This window comes from Nodularia chucula CCY0103, assembly GCF_963923915.1.
In the GTDB taxonomy this organism is placed as follows: domain Bacteria; phylum Cyanobacteriota; class Cyanobacteriia; order Cyanobacteriales; family Nostocaceae; genus Nodularia; species Nodularia chucula.
Window position 1 is genome coordinate 1 of record NZ_CAWUOL010000063.1, and the last position, 22972, is coordinate 22972.

Consider the following 22972-nt stretch of genomic DNA (forward strand, 5'->3'; position numbering starts at 1 on the left):
GGACTGGGTATTGGGGACTGGGGACTGGGTATTGGGGACTGGGGACTGGGTATTGTGTATTGGGTATTGAGGAGTAACAATCTTTCCCCACACCTCCCACACCTCCCACACCTCCCACACTCCCCACACTCCCCCCTGCACCCTGCCCCCCTGCCTCTTCTCATTGCGAGGCTTTTTCTATCTGTTGGGTGAAGTATGTTTCTTCATGTTGCAGTTGTTGGGCTAGTTCTAATCCTCTTTGAAAGGCTGTGAGTGCTTGAGGATATTCTCGGCGTTCTAGGTATAATTGCCCCATTTGGTCGTAGGCTTGCATCATTCCGTAATAGTTGACGGCTTTTTCTTGGGTTTCAATGAGGATTTGGCTAGTTTGCAAGGCTGCTTCTATTTGTCCTTGGGCGCGATATAGGGGAATTGATTTTTGCAAGGCTTCGGCGGCGCGGGTGTACTGACGCGATCGCATGGCTATGGTATAAGCTTGTTGATAGTGGTTAAATGCTTCTCGCAGTAAACTAGGATTTTCTTGGGCGAGAAGTTCATAGTTGGAACCAATGGTGAGTTTTAATTGTGGTATTTGACTAAGTTGATTTTCCTGTTGGTAAATTTCCACTAGTCTGGTGAGAACATCCACTGCTGATTTCAGTTGTTTGTCCTGCTGGTAAATGTAAGCTAACTGTTGCAGGTATGTTAACTCAGAAGTGCGATCGCTCTGGGTAGCAGTTAAATTCAATAATTTCTCATAGGTGGCGGCTGCTTGGGGGTAATCAAACCAACTCAAATGTAGTTCGCCCATTGTTTTCAGGGTTTGCAATATTCCGGCTGCATCTTGTTTTTCTTGGACGACATTTAAAATTTGCTGATAAACTTGCAAAGCCATTCTCGGCGATCGCACTTGTTGGTATGCTTGGGCTAGCGATCGCATTAATTCTAAATCCACAGTCTCTTGCTTTTGAGCTTGCTTTTCAATAGTTTGCAAACGCTGTGTAATATATCTTACCTGTTCTCCATCATTGCGACTCCAGGCGATCGCACCAAACCGCGATAATGCTTCTAATTCCGCCAAATCACCAAAATAACGCCGTAAACGCGCTTCCCGGTTCCAAATAGCAAATGCACCCTCTTGATCACCTGCTTGTAATTTCGCCCTACCTTCCTGATGTAACTCATCCAAATCCCTCTGCAATCGTTGCATTTCTGGTAGAGTTAACTGCTGTGTTGGTAGCAGTGGATCTGGTGTGGTGACTTCTAAAGGATTAGCAGGAAATTTATCCGGTTGTCTGGCCTCTGCGATCAAAGAAGTGTGAAGCTGACAGAGGATAGCGACACTAAGAGTAATACATAAGCGCCTAAGCATGGGTACTGTACCTGAAATGGGAATAGGACATAGGGTATGAACACCATACCCACAAATTTTAACTGCCAACTTATGAGACGCAGCAAAAACTAATAATTCTCCCCAATTCCCACACCTCCCACACTCCCCACACTCCAATTCCCAATTCCCTATACAATAAATCCAGAGAATTTTTACATCCGTAATCACTAATTCTATGGATATTACAACCTTAGCGCGCTGGATGGCGGCTGATTTTAGTAATCAAGCACAAGCATTTGAAAACCCACCTTTTTTTGCTCACATTCGCGTGTGTATGCGTCCTCTACCTGTAGAGGTATTATCAGGAATCAGTTTATTTGTGGAACAGGCTTATGACTATATGCTCAATGACCCTTATCGTGTCAGAGTATTAAAATTGCTGCCTACAGGCGATCGCATTGCCATTGAAAACTATACTGTCAAAGAAGAAGAAAACTTTTATGGTGCATCCCGTGACCTCACACGGCTAAAAACCTTAACAGGCGATCGCTTAGAAAAGCTACCAGGATGTAACATGATTGTAGAGTGGACTGGTAACAGCTTCAAAGGCAAAGTCGAACCCGGCAAAGGTTGCATCGTTTTTCGTAAAGGACAAAAAACCTATTTAGATAGTGAATTTGAAATCAACCAAGAGAAATTTATTAGCCTTGATAGAGGTAGAAACTTAGACAGCAATGAACATATTTGGGGTTCTGTCGCCGGTCCATTTTACTTTCTGCGCCGTCAGAGTTTTGCTGATGAAGTAAGAGATTAAGATACCTTCGCCGCTAACTCCAATGGCTGGAAATAAGGAACTCGTTCCACCTGGGTTTCCCACATCCCATTGGGGTATAGTTTCAATAACCGAAAGCCAGGATATTTAGAATCTAGCTTAAAAGTTGGACTTTGAGCGCGAAACTGCAAATTAGTGGACGGCGAACCCAGATATTCGACTTGGTGACGCTGGAGTTGGAACTCCTGATGGATGTGACCAAATAAAACTAGCTTAACTTGGGGGTGGCGATCGAGAACAGCAAACAAATCTTGGGGATTTTTTAAACTACTGTCATCTAACCAAGCAGAATGCACTGTAAAAGGCGGATGATGTAAAGCTATTAAAGTTGGACAATCACCCAAAACCTTCAACTCAGATTCCAACCAATCCAGAGTTTTACCAGTTAGATAACCATGCACAGAACCCGGTACAGAAGAATCCAATAAAATAAAATTCCAACCACCACGCTGAAAAGACTTGCGCCGAGACACCATACCCATATTTAAGATATCCGACATGGCGATCGCACAGTCATGATTTCCAGGCAACCAATAAGTAGGTATTTGTAAAGGATTCAGTAAACTTTGGAGATGATCATAAGATTGAGCATTACCATCACCAGACAAATCCCCCGTCAGCAGCAGCAAATCAAGTTCATTCCTGAGTTCCTTTAACCTAGCTATAACCGCCTCTAAAGATTGTACAGTAGGCACTCCGTCCATTTTGTGACCTTCCGAGGCAAACAGATGTGTATCTGTAATCTGAGCAACTAATATCGGAGATACTTGATTCATATTCACAGATGGCAATATATGCAGATTAATCTCTAATTCTGTTTTGCGACTAACTAATCCAACCTGACATTGATTTTTATGTAATCATAAAGCTAAAAAGCATAAATAAATATCCAACTTCTGAAAAAAGCGATAATTTCCATCCATCTTAAGAGTGAAATTGTATTTTTTTTTGTATTTTACGTCACGCATCTTAGCCAAAAATTCATCAATTCCTCACACTATCGCCCTAAATCTTCATGCAACGTTGCCATCTCCTGGAATGTGAAAATGCTATGTACTACTCAATTTGTGCAAGTCCAGCAAAAATTCCCACAGAGGTAAGGTGCAAATTTAGATAAGATATGTTATGATAAGGAATCGTGAGACGAAGCACGGCGACATAGCCAAGTGGTAAGGCAGAGGTCTGCAAAACCTCCATCCCCCGGTTCAAATCCGGGTGTCGCCTTTAAGGTAAAACAACGATTTTACAGGTGTTCTGGGTACATTGCAGTACTGGAATTAGGGTAGCTTTATTCCATTTTGTACCAATTCCGTACCAATGGGGTAGTTATTTGATGGTTTTTTTTGATGATTTTGTGGCGATCGCGGAAATGACTTTTTTCCTGCAATTCCCTGGTGAAATTATCCAGTCAATTTCATGTAGGTAGATTTCCAGGATTTTCCCAGAGACCACAATAGCTGAAATATTCACCCTGACTCGTAAACAGAGCCGTAGGGTTATTTAATAAGCAATGGCGTAAGACACCCGTGCTAGACTTCAGTGCATCTCAGTTGATTTTTTAACCCTAGTCGTGAAAGCCAAAAAGTAAGTATGCTAACACGAAAGTAACTGCTTTAAAGTATTTCGATAGTAAACCGCTATTACTTCCCTTTGCTAAGGTTTCTTAACATGAACATTGCAAAATCCTGTGTTTTCTACACAAATATAAGCTTTTAGCAAAAATATGGTATGTTCGTTCTTTATTAAATAGTCTAAAAATATACATAAAAAATAGAAATATTTAGGCTTTAATACGGGAGATGACTGCATAACTGTTATGTTATATTAGTTATATGATGGTTATTCTGTAACGTGTTGACTTTTCTGCCCAAAGTATCTTATTATCTTAATAACAAAACCCCCCCAACTTAGGAAAAAGCAGGGGGGTTTTCGCTACCTAAAACTGTCTGTTTTGCCGACGTGCAGCTTTTAGGCTTTCGTGTAAACTTTTGAATAAAAGGTTAAACAGCTTATGGGTCGTAAACCCAAACTTAGCTTACTTCAGCATATCAAAAAATGGGGGACTATTGCAACCGTGTTTGCACTGCCATTTTTGGGACTAATGGTAATGCGTAGCGAGTGCGGCGGTGTATTGCACGTCAAGCGTACTAATGCTGGTTTCGAGCTTTTGGTGGACAAGCGAAACTGCAAAGACCCAGTTATTGCAGATACTCCAGGCAAACCATTAGTGCTTGGTCATACCAACGATATCATAGAGAATGAACAGTCACAGATTGACTAACTAGGATTAGCAGCCTCCTACTGCTGATGAATGACATACTTTGTCCCCTTAGTGCCTAATCGTGCTGAGGGTTTTTTGTCTGCCTGACTATGCTATGATTCTATATAAAAAAAAGCCCCGGTGCTAACCAGGGCTAAAATGTTATTCTTGACTTCTTACAATTACTTAATAATCCAGGTAGCTCGATCAACGTCTGTTGGCGTTTAAGTATTTCTCTTAATTGGTAAAATTTTTACCTTTGCCTTTACTTCATCAACTGTGACTAAAGCGCCCATTTCTAGTTCTTGCTTAAATTGGCGCAAGGCACTGATCACTAAATTACCTAAATTAGCTGGTAGGATATCTTGTGATCTAACTTGAATTACGCTAGGTGCATCAGCTTGAGTCATTGCTAGCAGTGTCCCGAAATCTAAGTCATGGGTGAAAACAATGTAGTCGTTTGTAAGCGCCCATGCCATGATTACTTTGTCTGTAGCACTGGGATTACCAATTGTTGACCAGTGAACAGCTTCAAAACCCTGATTTTCCAACACTTTCACCCAGTCAGGCGAAAGATTCATATCAAGTAAAATATTCATGCGGAAGCAAGGGGTACTTCAATTTCTTCTACCCGCCATGCAGCATAAGCTAGGGCTTCATAAATATCTTCAGATTCTAAGTATGGGTAGGCTTTGAGGATATCTTCTGGCGTATGTCCTGCTGCCATTAAGCCAACAATTGTACCTACAGTAACACGCATACCTCGAATGCAGGGTTTGCCACCCATAATTTCTGGGTTGAATGTGATTCGGCTTAGTGGTTTCATAGGGTCATTACTTTATTTTCAATATTAATGATTTATCCTGTTACCTAGCCATTATCTAGCTTTGCCTTGCTCTGTGCGCCATCAGAATCGCTGGGAATATTTTGTGTGCATTGTGTAGTCTCTCCCAGAGAGAACTAAAGTCCTGACTAAAGGGGTGAAATTTTATCTTGCTCTATAACGTCACCTTAATCTATTCTTGTCAGAATATGAAGAAAGATTAAGATTAAGTGGTGTGCAGGAAAACATGACAATGTTCAGTGAAATTAATTGGGTGTTAGTCAATGGTGGTTTGCAGTTTGCGGCTTGGGGAGTCGTTTCCTTGTTGTTGGCTGAAGTGATTAGAGACACGTACCATGTTTTATGTCACCAGGTCAAATGGCTGGCTAAATGGCACAATAAGCACCATCAAGTCTATCGGCGGGATTTATCCATTGTCTCTGTGCAAGCTTACCGAGATTCTCAGTTTTATAATGATTTTATTGAGTCCAGTTTATTGGTGACGGCTTTAACCATCATCGCCTTAGTGGTTCAGCAACTGGGTTTATGGCTAGGAGTAGTCTATGGCTGTACTTTCCTGTATGGTGCTTCTGTGCGATATGTCACGGGTAAAGTTGAGACAGACTACACTCATATACCTGGCCCTTTAAAAATCATTCCCTCAGTTTGGTGGGTAAATCGCAGTTACCACTGGCGACACCATTTTGATAATGTGAACGCTTACTATAGTGGTGTATTTCCTCTCGTGGATAAAATACTAGGTACAGGATTATCTCTTAAAGGTAAAACCGTTGCTTTAACTGGAGCATCCGGTTCTCTCGGTCAAGCATTAACGGCGGAACTGCTCAAGCATAATGCCAAAGTGGTAGCTCTGACTACTAACCCCGAAAAATTAGCACCGCAGACTAACTTGAAAGTGCTTTCCTGGGAGTTGGGTAATGAAGCGCAACTAAAAGAGAGTTTAGAAAAAATTGATATTTTGATTATCAATCACGGTGTGAATGTTTACGCTAACCGTACACCTGAAGCCATTGCTGCTTCCTATGAGGTGAATACTTTCTCTGCTTTGCGGTTAATGGATATATTTTTAACTACTGTCACCGGACCACAAACTAAGGCCACAAAGGAAATTTGGGTGAATACTTCTGAGGCTGAGGTTTCCCCGGCTTTAAGTCCCCTTTATGAATTGAGTAAACGCACATTGGGAAATATTGTCACCCTGAAGCGGTTGGATGGTAGTTGTGTGATTCGTAAGTTAATTTTAGGGCCTTTTAAAAGTCAACTCAATCCTTATGGGTTAATGTCAGCGCCCCAAGTAGCTCGTGGTATCTTGTTTTTAGCACGGCGAGATTTCCGTAATATTATTGTGACTGTAAATCCTCTGACCTATCTGCTGTTTCCAGTCAAGGAAGCTAGTACGTGGCTATATTATCGTATTTTTAGCAAAACAGCTAATTTTTAAGAGGCTAAGGACTGTTTTCAAACCCAAAATTAGACGAAAATGTAGGTTGGGTTGAGGACACAAAACCCAACTTTACCCGATATTTGCTTTACTTGGTTGAACCTATAGCAACCGCCAAGGACGTTAGGACATAAACTGAAAGGCTTTTTCCCTACTCCCCACTCCCCACTCCCCAACGATACCTTGAGACTTTGAAAATACGTCCTAGAAAACAGCAAGTCTGTTCCCTGGTTTTCCAGTGAATTTTGTGATATGATATTAAATATCAAGCGTTCGATATAAAAAAATTGCCGAAAATAGTTAATCATGAACAATATCGTAAACAACTCCTCAGTCAGTGCTTTGATTTATTTGCTGAAAAAGGGTACGGTGCGCTTACCATGAGAGAAATTGCTGAAAGTTTAAATGTTTCTACTGGTACGCTATATCATTACTTTGCCAGTAAACAAGCTTTATTTGAGCAATTAGTCGAGGAAATAAGTCACCAGGATATTAGTTCAGCATTGGCGGAAATTAAAGGAATGCAAACCCTTTCAGAAAGAATGAATGTCATGGCTGATTTTTTAATTAAAAATCAAACTGACTTTATTAATCAGACTTATATATTTGTTGATTTTTGTCAGCATCAAGATCCAGAAACTATTACGAATAGTCCTGTCTTTCAAGAAATTAATCAAAAGTATCAGCAAGCCGCTTGTGATTGTTTAGGGATTCAAGATACAGTATTATCTACTTTTATTTTGAATTTTATTGATGGTTTAATTTTAGGAAAAATATGGGGTTATCAAACTAGTGATATTCGGGAACAATGCTCGTTGTTAGCGACAATGCTGACTAAATATTTAGAAGGGCAAAATTTATCAGAGGAGTAATTTAATTAGTAATTTATCATTTCTCTACTCATTCATAGAATAAATCAGGTAAAAATGTCTGAAAATGTGTTAAATAAAATTCCCCATCCCAAGTTAATTCTCTTCGTGGTAGCTGCTACTGTAATTACAGGGGGAATTGCTATTTATGGTATTTCTCAATCTGGGTTAGTTGGTAATAGTTCTACTTCTGAAGTTGCAGAAAGTCAGCCAGTGGTAGCGAGAGTCAGTGCGTTAGGAAGATTAGAACCAGAGACGGAGGTAATTAGGCTATCTGCACCTTTGCAATTAGATGGCGATCGCATCGCGGAAATTTTAGTTGCGGAAGGTGATACAGTTGAAGCTGGTCAGACAGTGGCAATTTTAGACTCACGTACTCTTTTGCAGACTGATGTACTGCAAGCACAGCAGCAGGTAAAAGTTGCAGAAGCTAAACTAGCCCAAGTTCAAGCTGGTGCAAAAGCTGGAGAAATTGCAGCGCAGAAAGCCACCATTGAACGGTTACAAGCAGAGTTAGCCGCAGATAGAATTAATCAACAAGAGGCGATCGCCCGCATAGAAGCGCAATCATTAGGTGATAGAATTGCACAGGAAGCGACAATTAACAAATTAAAATCAGAACTAAACAACGCCCAATCAGAATATGATCGTTATCAGCAACTATCATCTGAAGGCGTAATTTCTCAATCTTTATTTGATAGTAAAGGTTTAATTCTGGAAACAGCACAACAGCAACTCAAAGAAGCCGAAGCAGTTTTAAATCGTATTAACTCCACCGCTAGCAGAGAACTAACTCAAGCTGAAATTGCACTCACTCGGATTATCAGCACAGGGAATAAACAAATTACTGAAGCCCAAGCTACTCTCAACAGTATCCAAGAAATTCGCCCAGTAGATATACAAGCTGCAAAAAGTGAAGTTGAGAATGCAATGGCGACACTGCAACAAATGCGAACTAACTTAGGATCTACCTATATTAAAGCACCTATAGCCGGACAAATTCTCAAAATTCATACAAGAATTGGCGAAAAAATTCGGGATGCTGGAATTGCAGATTTAGCGCAAACTGCACAAATGGTAGTCATAGCAGAAATCTATCAAACTGATATTAATAAAATCCAAGTTGGACAGCCAGCAGTAGTTACTAGTCAAGCATTTTCTGGGGAATTACGCGGTACAGTTTCTCAAATTGGTTTGCAAGTAAATAGACAAAATGTTTTTAGTAATCAACCAGGAGAAAACCTAGACAGCCGGGTAATTGATGTCAAAATTCGCTTGCATCCTGAAGATAGTAAAAAAGTGGCAGATTTAACTAATTTGCAAGTACAAACAGCAATTACTTTTTAGAAGAATATGATCACACTTACAGATATTCCGCCAGACCAATATATTAAAGTCGGTGAAATTAACACCCGATATTGGAATTTAGGAAATCAGGGAAAAACTATTATCTTATTACACTGTGCTGGAGGTTCTGTAGAATTTTGGTTTTATAATATTCAGGTTTTAGCGCAACATTATCGTGTATACGCTATTGATATGGTCGGTTCTGGTCTTTCTGATAAACCATCAGCTACTTATTCATTAAGTTACCAAGCTGAATTTATCAAAAACTTTATGGATACCCTCAATATTAAACTTGCTACCCTAGTGGGTAATTCAATGGGAGGTGCTGCTGCTATCCAATTTAGTTTAATGTTCCCCAACAAAATAGAAAAGTTAATCTTAATAGGTAGTTTTGGGCTAGGAAAAGAAATTAACTTGATACTGCGTTTAGCAACTTTACCATTAGCTTTACGCTTCTTTCCTGCTAATCGAGAAAAGATTGATTTCCTGTTAAGAAAAGAAGTGTATAATTGGAAGCTAATTCCTCAAGAGTGGAAGAAAATTCGCTACCCCATTTATTCCCTTCCTCACAGAGAAAAAGCATTACTGCAATTATTACGGACACATTTAAACTTATTTGGTGTGAGAAAGGCTGTTTTTTCTAAAATAGTTAAACAACTGGGAAAAATTACAGCGCCAACCCTGATTATTTGGGGTAAACAAGATCCTATCCTTCCTGTTTCTCATGCTGCGGTTGCTGCTGAAAGTTTACCTGATAATCGGGTACATATTTTCGATAACTGTGGTCATTATCCCCATTTGGAATTTCCCGACAAATTTAATTCTCTAGTTTTAGATTTTCTCGCTAAATAATTAAGCACATTTATAACCTATGATTCCTTTATTATCTCGTAAAACGCCCCTAGCATGGCGGCAATTAATGAAAGAAAGAACTCGGCTATTAATTGCAGTGGCTGGGATTGCATTTGCTGATATACTGATGTTTATTCAGCTTGGTTTTGAAAGTGCGTTATTTGATGCAGCAATTAAACCTCATCGCAATTTACAAGCGGATTTGGTGTTAATTAATCCCCAATTTCAAACGCTGTTTTCCGTCAAAAGTTTTTCTAGGGATAGACTATATCAAACATTGGGTTATGAGGGGGTAAAATCAGTCAATTCTGTTTATATTGGGACTGGACAATGGCGCAATCCTGAAACTCGTCTGGATCGTGCTATTTTAATTTGGGGTATCGATCCGGTAGAAACTGCATTTAAATTTCCCGAAGTTCAAGAAAATCAGGAATCTTTAAAACAATTAAATCAGGTGTTGTTTGATCAAATGGGTCGTCCAGAATATGGCGCTGTGGGTGATATTTTTCAGGAAAGAGGTAAGTTTGAAACGGAATTGAATAATAAAGTCATCCGTGTGAGTGGTGTATTTAGTAATGGTGCTTCTTTTGCGGCTGATGGTAATGTGATTACTAGTGATTCTACTTTTTTGCAGTTGTTTCCTGAACGTCAAAGAGACCGAATTGAAGTAGGATTAATTACACTGCATCCGGATGTAGATGCAGACAAAATGCGATCGCAATTAACCGCAGACTTACCTAATGATGTAATTGTTTTGACTCCAGAAGGTTTCGCGCAGATAGAAAAACAATACTGGGCTGAGGGTACTGGTATTGGTTTTATTTTTGGTTTAGGTGTGGTGGTGGGGTTTATCGTCGGTATTGTGATTGTCTACCAGATTCTTTACTCTGATGTTTCTGAACATTTACCAGAATACGCCACCCTCAAAGCAATGGGTTATGGCGATCGCTATTTGTTGGGAGTCTTGTTACAAGAGGCTTTATTTTTAGCTGTCTTAGGTTACATCCCCGCATTTTTCCTCTCCTTTGGATTGTATCAGATTGCCTACGCTGCCACCATGCTACCGATAACTATGAAGTTAGAACGAGCAATAACTGTATTTATTCTCACAGTAATTATGTGTAGTTTTTCAGGTGCGATCGCCATGCAAAAATTACGCACAGCCGACCCCGCCGATGTTTTTTAATCCTCACTCAGCATAGATTATAAAATTCCATGTTACCAAACTCTATATCAGTAAATTACCTTGCAGATAAGTCGGTTGTAGAACCAGTAATTGCTATAGAAAATCTCAATCATTACTTTGGTGGAGGTAATCTGCGTAAACAGGTTTTATTTGATATTAATTTGCAGATTAAAGCCGGTGAAATCGTGATTATGACCGGCCCCTCTGGTTCAGGAAAAACCACGCTGTTGACCCTGATGGGTGGTTTACGTTCGGCTCAAGCAGGGAGCTTAAAAATTTTAGGAGAGGAAATTTATGGCGCTAGTAAAGGACAATTAACTAAACTGCGCCGCCAAATTGGGTATATTTTTCAAGCACATAACCTGATGAGTTTTTTAACAGCCAAAGATAATGTCAGGATGTCCATAGAGTTACACAACGACTTATTAAAGCAGGATATCAACGCCAAAGCGATCGCCATGTTGGAAACTGTGGGTTTAGGCGATCGCGTAAATTACTATCCAGAGAACCTGTCAGGGGGACAAAAACAAAGAGTTGCGATCGCCCGCGCTTTAGTCAGTCATCCTAAAATAGTTTTAGCCGATGAACCCACCGCAGCATTAGATAAAAAATCTGGGCGTGATGTTGTGGAATTAATGCAAAAATTAGCCAAAGAACAAAGTTGTACAATCTTGCTAGTTACCCATGACAACCGAATTTTAGATATTGCTGATCGGATTATCTATATGGAAGATGGTCAGTTAAAGCAGGGGAGTGGGGAGTAGGGAGTGGGGAGTGTGGGGAGTAAGTGATTGGGTGTTTAAATTTTATTCCTAACTTTCTTTGTGGTTTTATACATCAGCTTCCAATGCGATCGCGCTCACAAATATTAAGAAAGATTCGGCTAAAATTAACTTCTATAGAGTTTTAAGGAGTAAATCTAATGACCATTTGGGTGAATGAGCAAATAGATCCTTCCGGGATGATTTACGCTTGTATTGCTTGTTGTAACGAATCGCAAGCTAAAGATTGTCATCAATCGTTTAAAGACAACTTGACCGAAAACCAAAAATCAGCCGGTTGGGTAGCACAACTGCGAACTGTCAAGTCTTGGGATGAAGTCCCGGTTAATGCTCTCAAACTTAATTAAGTGGGGAGTGGGGAGTGGGAAATAGGGATTAGGAAAAAATGATCACCCCACCAGTTAAGGTTATTTATCCCCCCTTAGTCACCTCTATTTTTATGCTCACCAACGGGGAAAATATTTTCCTATTCTAGTGGTCAAACTAGCCTGACTTTTAAGCAAAGATTAAAAAAATATAAAAATTAAGTTAAAAAATTACAACTTCTGGGTAAAAACTTAGGAATACCTTCACGAATTAGAGAAAATTAATGACTTTTAGGAAGTTTTAAGAGTTATCATCGTAGCAAGACTTAAAAGTGAAATTGGCAAATAGCAAATTAATATAGTGATTTCCCAAGTTTACACTTCTGAAAAAGCCTGTCCTATTAATTTAGTTGGCAAAACAGGACGAGGAGTTCAGATTTCCATTCATGCACCCAGTGATTATATCTGTGCCAACTGCGAACGGATATTACCAGATTGGAAAAATCAACCTTGTTTTTGGGTGGTGATTGTTTTACAGCAATCACGTTATCAACTCGTTAAAAGTACAAATCAAATAGAAACAGAGAAACAACGCCTACGGGAAAAGTTTATGCGGTTTGGCTGTGATTTAGCGTTTCAATTACGCGATCGCGGTTATCTCACAGACCTAATTGATCCTCGCACTGGCTACCCCTTATTGTCTCATCCGGGAGAAATTCCCCACAATGACACAGCAGTTGTCAAAGCTTTGCTCAACTATCCAGTGATGAAAAACAAATGTCGGGTGCTGGTTCATCCTGTCTGGGGTGCAGCAGTTTATCCCAGTGTTTTAATCTCCGCAGCACCCCCAAACATGATCGAAACTTCTACCCAAGAAATTGCACCCTTACATGGTTGGAATCAACGGTTAACAAACAGTGAAACCTGCTAATAATCCAGCTTACTACTTCCCTTTGAGCAATGGACGCTATGAAGTCAAGCCGGGAATGATGCCTTTTGGTGTCTGTTTAGGTAACGGTGAAGCTGATCAACAGGTGTTTCAAATTGATGCTAATTTTACTGATTACCGCCAAAGTAAAATGTTAGCTCGTGGGGAAAGTTTGCGTAAATATTATCAGACTTGCAACTATACTCCAGATGTAGCTGGTGCGATCGCCCGTTTGATAATTGAACGCCTCACCCAAGAACACCCGCAATATTTTGATTGTCAAAAAACAGCCAATACTCTCAAATTCCATAGCCGACTCACTCAAGAAACCCTGTATTTAGATGCAGATTGGCAGTTACAGAAAGTCCAAGGTAGTCCCATTATTCCCTCTTACGCCTCAATCCTGGATGCTTTAGCCGCACAAATCCAAGAAGATATTACAGTTGTTTGTCGTGCTGCGGATGGTAGTAATTGGTTAAGTGCTATCCATTTATGCTATCCCAATCATTGGTCAGCCGAAGCCAAAATTGGTAAAAACTTTGCCGCCATTCATGCACCCGTCGCCGGGATGGAAAAAATAAATCTGCGGGGGGATGCGATTGTAAATACAATGATTGATCAAAAACCAATGGTACGTTTTGCTTGGGGTTTGAGTACCGATTCCCGTTTAAATCATCATCCTCAACCGCCACTGGGTGTATTAGTAAATCAATGGCAAGGTAGAAGTTTTAACCCACAGCATCCTCAACTTTACCTACGCATTGAAAGACAAGTCATTTGGGGACTCCCAGACTATGAAGCCGCACTATTTACTATTCGGACTTATTTTCAAGATTGTAGTGTAATTAAACAAGACTCAGTTTTACGAGCCAAGCTGTGTGCAGCAATTGAATCTATGACATCGCAATCACTGATATATAAAAGTTTATTAGAAAGCAAAGCTAGTATTTTACAGTGGCTTGCAGAGATTGGATAATTAAAAATTTAATTTTAGTGATATTTTTCCTGATATGCACAGCATTTCACTAATGACAGAATAAAAATTTATTGTATACAATGCCAAAAGTATAACCAAAGTATTATGATTGGAAAATAAACAACCATATAATTACTGAATTATCTACCAAAAAAATAATTGCAAGCGTAAATACCTGGAAATTTAGCCTGTAACTCAGTAGACATTTCCCACAAAGACTGTAGCAACGTTTTATGGAACCTCTCTAAGAGGGTTGGACAAAAAGCATATTTAATCTCGATTTCTAGGGAATAATTAGAGTTTTTTCTATTATTTAGAAAATGTATAGCGGTTATCGGTTGAGTGATATACAAGAACCCATCCTCCCTTGCAGGGATAGGACTATGATGTACTTCATTCAAATGCATCCCGCCATAGCAAGTCTAGCAACCACCAAGATGGTTAGGAGATGGAAAAAATCAAAATCCAACCCCCAGTCACAACAAGCATTTCAATTTTGAATTTTGCTATATGACCCTTAGACCAGGAATTGAATCATTAGCTAATTGTGTGTCTCTAGAATTGCCTACTTTAAAAAATGTAATTTATTGTTCTCCCTTGACTGTGACTGCTGATACTCGTGTTGTTGATGCGATCGCATTTATGAGTCAAGCACGAGGCAGTAATTACGAGACAGTAAATCAGGAACTACCACCAAATCCTGAAAAAGCTAGCTGTGTATTAGTGATTTCCCAAGGACAACTATTAGGCATTTTTACAGAGTGGGATGTAGTCAGGCTCACTGCTATGGGCGTGAACTTGTCTGAGATTACCATTGCTGAAGTCATGATTCACCCAGTGATTACTATTCAGCAATCCCAGGTTGAGGATATGCTCACAGTGCTGTCAATCTTGCATCAACATCGCATTCATCATTTACCAGTTGTGGATGACAACAATTATGTAATTGGAGTCATCACACATGAAGCAATTCGTCAAGTATTGCAACCAGCAAATTTATTGAAACTACGCTCTGTATCAGAAGTAACTGTCAATCATGATATTTATGCCCCATTGACTGCCAGATTACTTGATATTGCCCAGCTAATGAATAGTCAAAAAATCAATTGCGTAGTGATTGCAGAACCTGACTCTACAGGACGCATAACCCCCCAGGGAATAATCACCGAAGGGGATATTGTACAGTTTCAAGTCTTAGGGCTAGATTTCACCCAAATTCAAGCTCAAACTGTGATGAGTACACCGTTATTTTGTGTACATCCTGAAGATATCTTATGGTTTGCCCATCGAGAAATGCAACGGCGATACTTACGGCGATTAGTTGTCACCAATGAAACTGGGGAATTTCTGGGAATTGTTACTCAAACCAGCTTTTTACAATTATTTGACCCCTTAGAAATAACTAGCGTAATTGCAGCTTTACAAGAACAAGTTGCAGAGCAGGGGAAAGAACTAAAACAAAGTAACCAGCAATTGCAACAAGAAGTTATTCAACGGCGACAGGCAGAAGAAAAACTGCATCAAGCTTATACAAGCTTAGAACAACAAGTTGCCCAACGAACCGCCGAATTATCCCAAGCCAATGCACTGTTACAGCAAGAAAACGAGGAACGCAAACGAGCAGAAGAGAAAATCCGTGAACAAGCAGCCCTAATTGATATTGCCACAAACGCAATTTTTGTTTGCAATTTGGAGAGGCGGATACTATTTTGGAATCAAGGTGCTGAGGGTATTTATCAATGGTTAGCATCTGAAGTATTGGGCAAAAATGCCAATGAGATTTTATATGAAAAAACTTCACCGGAACTAGAATCTGTCTGTTTAAGTGTTTTAAAAGATAATTCCTGGCAAGGAGAGTTACATCAAGTCACTAAATATGGCGAAAAAATTATTGTTCAGAGTCGATGGACACTAGTACGCGATAAATTTGGAGAGCCAAAATCAATCTTAATTGTTAACACCGATATTACCGAAAAAAAACAATTAGAAGCTAAATTTCTGCGGACTCAACGCCTAGAAAATCTTGGTATTCTAGCAAGTGGTATTGCTCATGATTTAAACAACATCCTCACACCAATTCTGACAAGCACTCAACTGCTCCCCCTGAGACTAGGCAATGTGGATGAGCAAAGTCGCCAACTGCTAAAAATGCAGCAAGATAGTGCCAAACGTGGTGCTGAATTAATTAAGCAAATTTTATCCTTTGCCCAGGGAGTTGAAGGCAAGCACTTTCCGCTACAAGCCAGACATTTATTAAAAGAAATTGAGCAGCTTATTAAAAGTACATTTCCCAAATCAATTGCAGTTCAAACCTATATACCAAATACAATTTCTTCGATTATAGTTGCTGATCCTACTCAAATTCATCAGGTGCTAATGAACCTGTGTGTTAATGCTCGTGATGCCATGCCAAATGGCGGTATTCTAGGTTTAGAAGCAGATAATTTCTTTGTTGATGAACATTATGCCCAGATGAATCCAGAAGCAAAGATTTGCAGCTACATTGTGATCACTGTCTCAGATACAGGATCTGGTATACCACCAGAGCTGTTAAAACGAATTTTTGAACCCTTTTTTACTACGAAAGAATTTAGTAAAGGTACTGGCTTAGGACTTTCCACAATTATTGGTATTCTCAAAAATCACGGCGGTTTTATCGATGTTGAGAGTCAGGTAGGCTTAGGGAGTAATTTTAAAGTTTATTTGCCAGTTTCTGATCAAATAGTCACAGAGGAAACGGATAAAAGCAAGATAAGCCAAGGTAACGGCGAATTAATTTTGATTGTTGATGATGAAGACAGTATTCGAGCAACTAACAAAGCTACTCTAGAAAGTTACAATTACAGAATCCTCACCGCTAGTGATGGTATAGAGGCTGTTTCAGTTTACGCCCAACATAAAAATGAAATTAGTGTAATATTAATGGATATAGAAATGCCATCAATGGATGGTATACGAGCTATTCAAGTCATCTGCAAAATTAATCCGGCTATCAAGATTGTCGCTATTAGTGGATTGGTATCGAATAAAAATCGCCTGAAAGGAATAGGAGCTTGTGTGCCAATATTTTTGTCTAAGCCCTACACTCTGAAGGAACTATTAGAAACGGTGCAGATGGTGTTAGTTAATTAATCTCAGTTATTTCTCCGTCGCCGTCTTTGAGAACTCATGGGGATGAGAATTTGGTTCAAGCTACGCAATTGTTCGGATGTCCCCATACAAATTAGGGTATCTCCCGGTAATAAAATAGTTTCACCAGTGGGGCCACCAATTAAATGACCATCGGCGCGGCGAATTGCAATTACTAAAGCACCAGAGTGTGATCGCAATCTTGTTTGTCTTAAAGTTTGCCCCACATAAGGATACACAACCGGGTCAAGTAAAAATTCTTCCATATAAAACTGTCCGTCTAGACCGGAGATGAAACCATCTACAAAATCCAAGACTTGCGGTCTAAGAGCAGCCGCAGCCATGCGCTTCCCACCAGTAATATACGGTGAAACCACGGCATCCGCCCCACCACGTTGTAACTTTTTCACAGATTCCTCTGTACTGGCTCGTGCGATCGCCCTAATTTTGGGATTCAGTGTTTTTGCTGTTAAGACTGTATATAAATTTTCAGCATCTGAAGGTAAAGCAGCCACAATACAAATTGCTCGTTCTATACCAACTTTCAAGAGTGTGTCATCCAAAGTTACATCACCTTGGTATGCTATGTAATTTTGTGCTTCTACCTCTTCCACAGATTCCAAACTAGAATCCACCACCACAAAAGGTACGCCTTCCGCCTGAAATTCTTTGGCAATTTGACGACCAGTGCGACTAAATCCACAGATAATATAATGTTGAGTCAGTGATTCCATTAATCTTCTCTGTTGCCTCAGTCTGATGCCGTCTTGAAAATAGCCCTGAATCACCGCTTCTGTAAATCGGTTGACAATGTAACCGATAGTAACTACCCCTAACAAAATTAAGCCAATTGTAAACAATCTTCCCCGACTACTCAAAGGATTAGTTTCACCGTAGCCCACAGTAGTTAAGGTAATAACAGTCATGTAAGCAGCTTCTTGCCATGACCAACCCTCCATGAACTTGTACCACAAAGTACCGATAAGGAAAACGCCCCCCCAGGGTCAGTTCTTTTTGCAGTCGTCGGTATTTTCTCTCAAGTGTGGAATACAAAATTTACTCACTGTTATGATTTTTTGGCAGGATATTTAACCGTTAGCTTCTCAAAAAGTATCAGATTTAATAAATAAAATGTAATTTTTATAAATATCTAGCAAACTAGTAAGTGACTATTAAAATTAAAGACTTATCAGGAGGCGCGGTCTTGAGTATACAAACTCTCATTGAGCAAGCTACCATCCCCCCAACATCAAATTCTATGTCATCTAGTCCTTTTGACCCTGAAAGCTTCGATCAAGCCGTCATGTCAACCTATGGCCGGTTTCCCCTAGCCTTAGACCGGGGTGCTGGCTGTCGGGTTTGGGATACCCAGGGACGTGAATATCTTGACTTTGTGGCCGGAATAGCCACTTGCACTCTTGGACACGCCCACCCCGCAATGGTGGAAGCAGTGACACGCCAAATCCAAAAGCTGCATCATGTTTCTAATTTGTACTACATTCCCGAACAAGGGGAATTAGCCCAATGGCTAGTAGATCATTCCTGTGCAGACCGGGTATTTTTCTGTAACTCTGGGGCTGAGGCTAACGAAGCCGCTATTAAACTGGCGCGTAAATATGCCCACACAGTATTAGACATTGACAAACCGATTATTTTAACAGCCAATTCTAGTTTCCACGGTCGGACTTTAGCGACAGTTACTGCTACAGCACAACCGAAGTATCAAAAATATTTTGATCCTTTAGTTCCAGGTTTTGAATATGTTACTTATAACGATATTCACTCTGTAGAGGCGGCAATGAGTGAGTTAGATGAGGGTGATTACCGTGTAGCGGCTGTTCTCATTGAACCTTTGCAAGGAGAAGGCGGTGTGCGTCCTGGTGATGTCGCTTATTTCCAAAAACTGCGGAAAGCTTGTGATGAAACTGGCGTTTTGTTGATCTTCGATGAAGTGCAAGTTGGGATGGGACGCAGTGGTAAGTTATGGGGTTATGAACATCTGGGTGTAGAACCAGATATTTTTACCAGTGCTAAAGGTTTGGGTGGCGGTATCCCCATTGGGGCGATGATGAGTAAGAAGTTCTGCGACGTTTTTCAACCGGGAGAACACGCTAGCACTTTTGGTGGTAATCCCTTTGTTTGTGGTGTGGCGTTGGCTGTTTGTCAGACTTTGGAAAAAGAAAATATTTTGCAGAATGTGGAAGAACGGGGTATACAGCTAAGAAATGGCTTAAATGCGATCGCCGCTAAATATCCTCAGCAAATTTCTGAAGTCAGAGGCTGGGGTTTAATCAATGGTATGGAGTTACAAGCAGATGTTCCCTTCACCTCAGTTGATGTTGTTAAGGCTGCTATGGAAAAGGGTTTATTGCTAGTACCAGCAGGACCGAAAGTTGTCCGCTTTGTACCACCATTGATTGTAACTGAGGCGGAAGTTAATTTTGCTCTGCAAGCTGTGGAAGATGCGATCGCATCTCTGACGGCTTAAGCCATAATCAGCGAGGATGGGTTTTTATACCTGTCTCTCGCTGCTTATAACCCTTTTTGTCTGAATTTCTGGCAGATTAGAGGCACTCATACCCTCCACCATTGTACGTTTGAGCATGGGGTGATTGGTATCAGTAAATCCCGTGTCAGAGTCAGGATGGAAACAAACAACAGTTAATTTATCTTCCTGTGTCCGAAACTTATGCAGGTTATTAGCAGGAATCAAAATAGTCATACCTGGTTGCAATTGAGTAATTCCATCAGGGGTTTCACACTCTCCACTACCTTCAACTACAATAATTAGCCGATAACTAGGATGAGTATGAATCGTCTGATCCACTCCTGGGGGAAAATATAAAGCATTCAGGCAAGGATCTCCAGACATGATTGGCGGAATCAGCACATTATCTGTACCGCCATCGATATAACTTAACCTACCAATAGATTCAATTTCTCCCCCAATCATAAATACCCCTTTAAAAGTCGGACAAGTCACCACAAAACCCGATGAATTTTCACCCCCAACTGCACCTCCTCCAGATAAACTAAAGTACATACCAGGGTGAAGCTTGTAGTCTTGCGAACCCGCATTACGACACAAAACGGGATGACCACTATAGACAAAACCAAAATGGGTTCCTGTATCAGGAAGTTCAATAGACTCTCCATTCCAAGCCATAAACCAATCTGGTGCTTGTTCGTTGAAGTTGGAAAGAGTTCCGTGAATTAACTGTTGATATATTTGAAGTTTCATGAGTAGTTTACCTTACAAATTTATGATTGTATTTTGTTGATTTTTGGGTGTGAAAATACTTGGAAGCATCTTTGGAAAAGAAAAAAGTCAATGAAGTGAAAACAATTTAAATTTAGTTATACCAACCATGAAGGATAATTTTTTAGGCAATTTAAGGCATCCGACGGATCAAATCATTTTTCACGAAAAATTTCTTCAAATTCAACTTTAAAGTTAATAGGTAACAATAATGTCTCTGAAATTTGTTGACGAAATTTGCGGTCAAGAGAACAATCAGTATTGAAACACTCTGCCAATAGGAGATTAACATCATAATATTTCTTAAGCAATTTTTTTTCATCATCATTAAATTGCCAATCATTACTGCCTATTTGACGGTTCCCCTTTGCAACGCTTCTAGATTTATCAGCTAAATGTTTCAGCTTTTCTTCATTAGGTTCATCATTGTCAATTTGAGCATCATTTTGGTATATCTTTTTTAAAACAGTTCTTAGTTTTGGCTGTAATTGGTTAGATTCAAGAGCATATTTAACAGCAATATACATGGCTTCATTAGCTGAGGATACTTCACTAATTTTTTGCTCCCCCACGGCGACATTTTTATCATAGTTTTCAGCGACATGAATACCTTCTGCAAAATCAGTATTTTTAAAGACACGAGCGAAAAAACTGCCACAGACTAAATAATTAGCTGAAGGGTCTAGTAGTAAACTGAGTCGCCGCTCTTGATCTATATCAAAATCAATATCAAAATAAAAAGCTCGTATCGCACATGGTTTAACTGAAGTTTGAAGATTTGATGCTTGTTTATTTACATAACTAAGATACTTTTTAATTTTTTCATTTCTTTCTATAATTTCATAATTGCTTTTTATCATGCTTTCAAAGAAAAGTTCGGCATTTGGTTGAGCCATTTCTGCTGAGAGAAGAAAAATTTCTTTCCAGTGATGCCAGTCACCGTCGTCCCTCTTTTTAATTAACTCTTGAAAAGCTGCTTCCTGTGGACGCTTTCTAAAATTGATTTCACGAGCAGTCAAATATTCATGAAAGGTTAAGTGAGAAAAAGAATAAATTCCTTTAGCTCTTTCTACTAAAATTCCATGTTGTGCTTCAATGCCATGTAAAATTCCTTCACTATCTATTTGCAGTGCTTCTTGTTCTCGGTCGGCATTACTGCTTAAATTTTGGATATATTCTTTTATATACATTTTAGCTTCCTTTTTAGAAAAGAAAAATGATTTTTCTTGAAACGTCTTGAAAGCTATATGACTTAATAAATCTTTCTTTCTTTGAAGAGAAAGTTGTTGATAAACTTGCTCTCGCTGGATTCCTCGTTTAGCATCCCATTTATTGAGAAGAATTTCAAGTCCTTCCGTATATAACTCTGAACGATTATTGGGTAAATTACATTTTTCTTCAAAAACCAAACAGATTAACGTTAATAACAAAGGTGTTACTGCCAACTCAAATAAACGAGAATTGTTTTTTAATGATTTAAGTAAATCTTCTGCCTTAATAAGTGTATTTTTTTTAGTATCCAACCATTGAGAAATAAAGAGTTCGATTTGGTTTTCATCAAAATCTGCTAATTCAACCTCAGTAAATTTATCTAATACATCATAGGAATATTCTTTAGCGGCTATTCTACAAGTTACAATATAATGATTATTATAATATTTTCTCGATAAATTTCTAATCTCGTTTAAAGTTCGTTGGTAATGTTCATTTTTTACTTCATCTAGTCCATCCAATAAAACTAAAAGTGAATCACTTTCAAATAGTTGTTCAATTTGCCCTAGATTTACGCTAGATTCAGAAAAAATTTGTCCCATATATTCTAATAAAGGAATAGAATTAGGAAATTCAGAAAAATATTTGAGATTAATAAAAATAGGCACAAGGTTTGGTTTAAATTTTCCCTCGTTACACTGAATAGCTAAATATTTGAGAAAAGTAGTTTTTCCAGATCCAGGCTTTCCTAGAACAATTAGCTTTTTATATTTTTCGACGGCACTTTCGCCTGAAACTCGTTCTTCAGTTACTCTACCTAATCCAAATCTTTCCAAATATTCTAGATTAGATTCTGTCAGCAGCTCTTGAATTGTCTTGCGTCTGTGAGCAGTAATTTTTTCTAAAATGTTAACATTTGTGTAGATTTGAGTTATCTCTCTCGGTTGAGGCATATCAAGGACGCGCATTGTGCCGCACCATTCTTGAATAATAACTTTGACTTTACTACGTATATCTTCCACCAAAGATGTGATTTCAATCTCTGATGTAGTGAGTTTCTCCAAATTTTCGGCAACACCCAAAGCCGCTCCAATTTCGAGAAAGTTGTCTAATAGAATCGGTTTGCCATTCAGCAAGGAGCTAATGACAGAACGATGAAGTCCTAACCTATCAGCCAGCATCTTTTGCGTGAATCCCTGCTGAGTCAGCGCTTTTTTAATGGTCTGGATTCCTTCTAACGAAGCTTGTAATGTGGGTTTTGCCATAAATGTCTAAGTCAAAAAGCTTTTCACCCATTATACTATGGTTATAGAGCAACCTTAAAAAATCTTTAGACAGACATTGCTTGACATATAAACCGACATGGGTTTATCATCTGAGTAAAGACGGAGACATAAACAGGCGGAAGCGCCCTGATACTAAAGGAGGCTAAGGCTTT

The 22972-nt window shown here is 39.4% G+C and carries 19 protein-coding genes, 1 tRNA gene and 1 pseudogene; 14 read left to right on the top strand and 7 right to left on the bottom strand.

Features of this window, described 5'->3' with window-relative positions; genetic code table 11:
- Nucleotides 1-160: 160 nt before the first annotated feature.
- On the bottom strand, nt 161-1351 hold the full coding sequence (locus ACM0OP_RS16335; protein WP_414529478.1) for a tetratricopeptide repeat protein: 1191 nt from the start codon (nt 1349-1351) through the stop codon (nt 161-163).
- 184 nt (nt 1352-1535) lie between these two features.
- Here ACM0OP_RS16335 and ACM0OP_RS16340 point away from each other — a divergent pair, with 184 nt between their 5' ends.
- A complete protein-coding gene (locus ACM0OP_RS16340; protein WP_414529505.1) occupies nt 1536-2126 on the top strand; it encodes a chromophore lyase CpcT/CpeT in 591 nt (196 codons plus the stop codon).
- On the opposite strand, the gene cpdA is transcribed toward ACM0OP_RS16340, so the two are convergent.
- A complete protein-coding gene (cpdA, locus tag ACM0OP_RS16345; protein ID WP_414529479.1) occupies nt 2123-2920 on the bottom strand; it encodes a 3',5'-cyclic-AMP phosphodiesterase in 798 nt (265 codons plus the stop codon). The two genes, ACM0OP_RS16340 and cpdA, sit on opposite strands and share 4 nt — an antisense overlap.
- 376 nt (nt 2921-3296) lie before the next feature.
- Between cpdA and ACM0OP_RS16350 the strand changes: the two genes are divergently transcribed.
- Together ACM0OP_RS16350 and ACM0OP_RS16355 are read left to right on the top strand one after the other, a co-directional pair.
- Nucleotides 3297-3368: transfer RNA gene (locus tag ACM0OP_RS16350), tRNA-Cys, on the top strand.
- A 787-nt stretch (nt 3369-4155) separates the two neighbouring features.
- A complete protein-coding gene (locus ACM0OP_RS16355) occupies nt 4156-4425 on the top strand; it encodes a hypothetical protein (protein ID WP_414529480.1) in 270 nt (89 codons plus the stop codon).
- 203 nt (nt 4426-4628) lie between these two features.
- On the opposite strand, the gene ACM0OP_RS16360 is transcribed toward ACM0OP_RS16355, so the two are convergent.
- Nucleotides 4629-5003, bottom strand: a complete 375-nt coding sequence (locus ACM0OP_RS16360; protein WP_414529481.1) for a DUF5615 family PIN-like protein — start codon at nt 5001-5003, stop codon at nt 4629-4631.
- Complete coding sequence (locus tag ACM0OP_RS16365; protein ID WP_414529482.1) at nt 5000-5230, bottom strand: DUF433 domain-containing protein; 231 nt, start codon at nt 5228-5230, stop codon at nt 5000-5002. Before ACM0OP_RS16365 ends, ACM0OP_RS16360 begins: the two co-directional genes overlap by 4 nt.
- Before the next feature lie 250 nt (nt 5231-5480).
- On the opposite strand from ACM0OP_RS16365, the gene ACM0OP_RS16370 reads away from it, so the two are divergent.
- From ACM0OP_RS16370 to ACM0OP_RS16415, 10 genes are all read left to right on the top strand, one after another.
- Nucleotides 5481-6689 carry a bifunctional sterol desaturase/short chain dehydrogenase gene (locus ACM0OP_RS16370; RefSeq protein WP_414529483.1) on the top strand — a complete coding sequence of 403 codons (1209 nt, stop codon included), beginning with the start codon at nt 5481-5483 and terminating at the stop codon, nt 6687-6689.
- A gap of 287 nt (nt 6690-6976) precedes the next feature.
- The gene (locus ACM0OP_RS16375; RefSeq protein WP_414529484.1) at nt 6977-7561 is read left to right on the top strand and encodes a TetR/AcrR family transcriptional regulator; all 585 of its coding nucleotides are present in this window, start codon (nt 6977-6979) and stop codon (nt 7559-7561) included.
- Between the two features lie 54 nt (nt 7562-7615).
- Entirely contained in the window at nt 7616-8905 is a 1290-nt protein-coding gene (locus tag ACM0OP_RS16380; protein WP_414529485.1) for an ABC exporter membrane fusion protein, read from the top strand.
- Nucleotides 8906-8911: 6 nt separating this feature from the next.
- Entirely contained in the window at nt 8912-9757 is an 846-nt protein-coding gene (locus tag ACM0OP_RS16385) for an alpha/beta fold hydrolase (protein ID WP_414529486.1), read from the top strand.
- Nucleotides 9758-9776: 19 nt separating this feature from the next.
- Complete coding sequence (gene devC / locus ACM0OP_RS16390) at nt 9777-10943, top strand: ABC transporter permease DevC (protein ID WP_414529487.1); 1167 nt, start codon at nt 9777-9779, stop codon at nt 10941-10943.
- Between the two features lie 29 nt (nt 10944-10972).
- The gene (locus tag ACM0OP_RS16395) at nt 10973-11707 is read left to right on the top strand and encodes a DevA family ABC transporter ATP-binding protein (protein WP_414529488.1); all 735 of its coding nucleotides are present in this window, start codon (nt 10973-10975) and stop codon (nt 11705-11707) included.
- A gap of 158 nt (nt 11708-11865) precedes the next feature.
- On the top strand, nt 11866-12072 hold the full coding sequence (locus ACM0OP_RS16400) for a glycogen debranching protein (protein ID WP_414529489.1): 207 nt from the start codon (nt 11866-11868) through the stop codon (nt 12070-12072).
- Between the two features lie 319 nt (nt 12073-12391).
- A complete protein-coding gene (locus tag ACM0OP_RS16405; RefSeq protein WP_414529490.1) occupies nt 12392-12961 on the top strand; it encodes a methylmalonic aciduria and homocystinuria type D protein in 570 nt (189 codons plus the stop codon).
- Nucleotides 12948-13934, top strand: coding sequence for a heme-dependent oxidative N-demethylase family protein (locus ACM0OP_RS16410; RefSeq protein WP_414529491.1), 987 nt, complete (start codon nt 12948-12950; stop codon nt 13932-13934). Before ACM0OP_RS16405 ends, ACM0OP_RS16410 begins: the two co-directional genes overlap by 14 nt.
- A gap of 510 nt (nt 13935-14444) precedes the next feature.
- A complete protein-coding gene (locus ACM0OP_RS16415) occupies nt 14445-17066 on the top strand; it encodes a CBS domain-containing protein (RefSeq protein ID WP_414529492.1) in 2622 nt (873 codons plus the stop codon).
- A 2-nt stretch (nt 17067-17068) separates the two neighbouring features.
- On the opposite strand, the pseudogene ACM0OP_RS16420 reads toward ACM0OP_RS16415, so the two are convergent.
- A pseudogene (locus tag ACM0OP_RS16420) lies at nt 17069-18116 on the bottom strand (potassium channel family protein).
- Nucleotides 18117-18267: 151 nt separating this feature from the next.
- Here ACM0OP_RS16420 and ACM0OP_RS16425 point away from each other — a divergent pair.
- Nucleotides 18268-19551, top strand: coding sequence for an aspartate aminotransferase family protein (locus ACM0OP_RS16425; protein ID WP_414529506.1), 1284 nt, complete (start codon nt 18268-18270; stop codon nt 19549-19551).
- 24 nt (nt 19552-19575) lie between these two features.
- On the opposite strand, the gene ACM0OP_RS16430 is transcribed toward ACM0OP_RS16425, so the two are convergent.
- Nucleotides 19576-20304, bottom strand: coding sequence for a cupin domain-containing protein (locus tag ACM0OP_RS16430; RefSeq protein WP_414529493.1), 729 nt, complete (start codon nt 20302-20304; stop codon nt 19576-19578).
- A 173-nt stretch (nt 20305-20477) separates the two neighbouring features.
- On the bottom strand, nt 20478-22799 hold the full coding sequence (locus ACM0OP_RS16435) for an NACHT domain-containing protein (RefSeq protein ID WP_414529494.1): 2322 nt from the start codon (nt 22797-22799) through the stop codon (nt 20478-20480).
- Nucleotides 22800-22972: the final 173 nt, after the last annotated feature.

What these genes read in the sequence shown, in the direction of transcription:
- ACM0OP_RS16335 (WP_414529478.1), bottom strand. Translation starts at nt 1,351, where the DNA reads ATGCTTAGGCGCTTATGTATTACTCTTAGTGTCGCTATCCTCTGTCAG.
- cpdA (WP_414529479.1), bottom strand. Translation starts at nt 2,920, where the DNA reads ATGAATCAAGTATCTCCGATATTAGTTGCTCAGATTACAGATACACAT.
- ACM0OP_RS16355 (WP_414529480.1), top strand. Translation starts at nt 4,156, where the DNA reads ATGGGTCGTAAACCCAAACTTAGCTTACTTCAGCATATCAAAAAATGG.
- ACM0OP_RS16360 (WP_414529481.1), bottom strand. Translation starts at nt 5,003, where the DNA reads ATGAATATTTTACTTGATATGAATCTTTCGCCTGACTGGGTGAAAGTG.
- ACM0OP_RS16365 (WP_414529482.1), bottom strand. Translation starts at nt 5,230, where the DNA reads ATGAAACCACTAAGCCGAATCACATTCAACCCAGAAATTATGGGTGGC.
- ACM0OP_RS16370 (WP_414529483.1), top strand. Translation starts at nt 5,481, where the DNA reads ATGTTCAGTGAAATTAATTGGGTGTTAGTCAATGGTGGTTTGCAGTTT.
- ACM0OP_RS16380 (WP_414529485.1), top strand. Translation starts at nt 7,616, where the DNA reads ATGTCTGAAAATGTGTTAAATAAAATTCCCCATCCCAAGTTAATTCTC.
- ACM0OP_RS16385 (WP_414529486.1), top strand. Translation starts at nt 8,912, where the DNA reads ATGATCACACTTACAGATATTCCGCCAGACCAATATATTAAAGTCGGT.
- devC (WP_414529487.1), top strand. Translation starts at nt 9,777, where the DNA reads ATGATTCCTTTATTATCTCGTAAAACGCCCCTAGCATGGCGGCAATTA.
- ACM0OP_RS16395 (WP_414529488.1), top strand. Translation starts at nt 10,973, where the DNA reads ATGTTACCAAACTCTATATCAGTAAATTACCTTGCAGATAAGTCGGTT.
- ACM0OP_RS16400 (WP_414529489.1), top strand. Translation starts at nt 11,866, where the DNA reads ATGACCATTTGGGTGAATGAGCAAATAGATCCTTCCGGGATGATTTAC.
- ACM0OP_RS16415 (WP_414529492.1), top strand. Translation starts at nt 14,445, where the DNA reads ATGACCCTTAGACCAGGAATTGAATCATTAGCTAATTGTGTGTCTCTA.
- ACM0OP_RS16430 (WP_414529493.1), bottom strand. Translation starts at nt 20,304, where the DNA reads ATGAAACTTCAAATATATCAACAGTTAATTCACGGAACTCTTTCCAAC.
- ACM0OP_RS16435 (WP_414529494.1), bottom strand. Translation starts at nt 22,799, where the DNA reads ATGGCAAAACCCACATTACAAGCTTCGTTAGAAGGAATCCAGACCATT.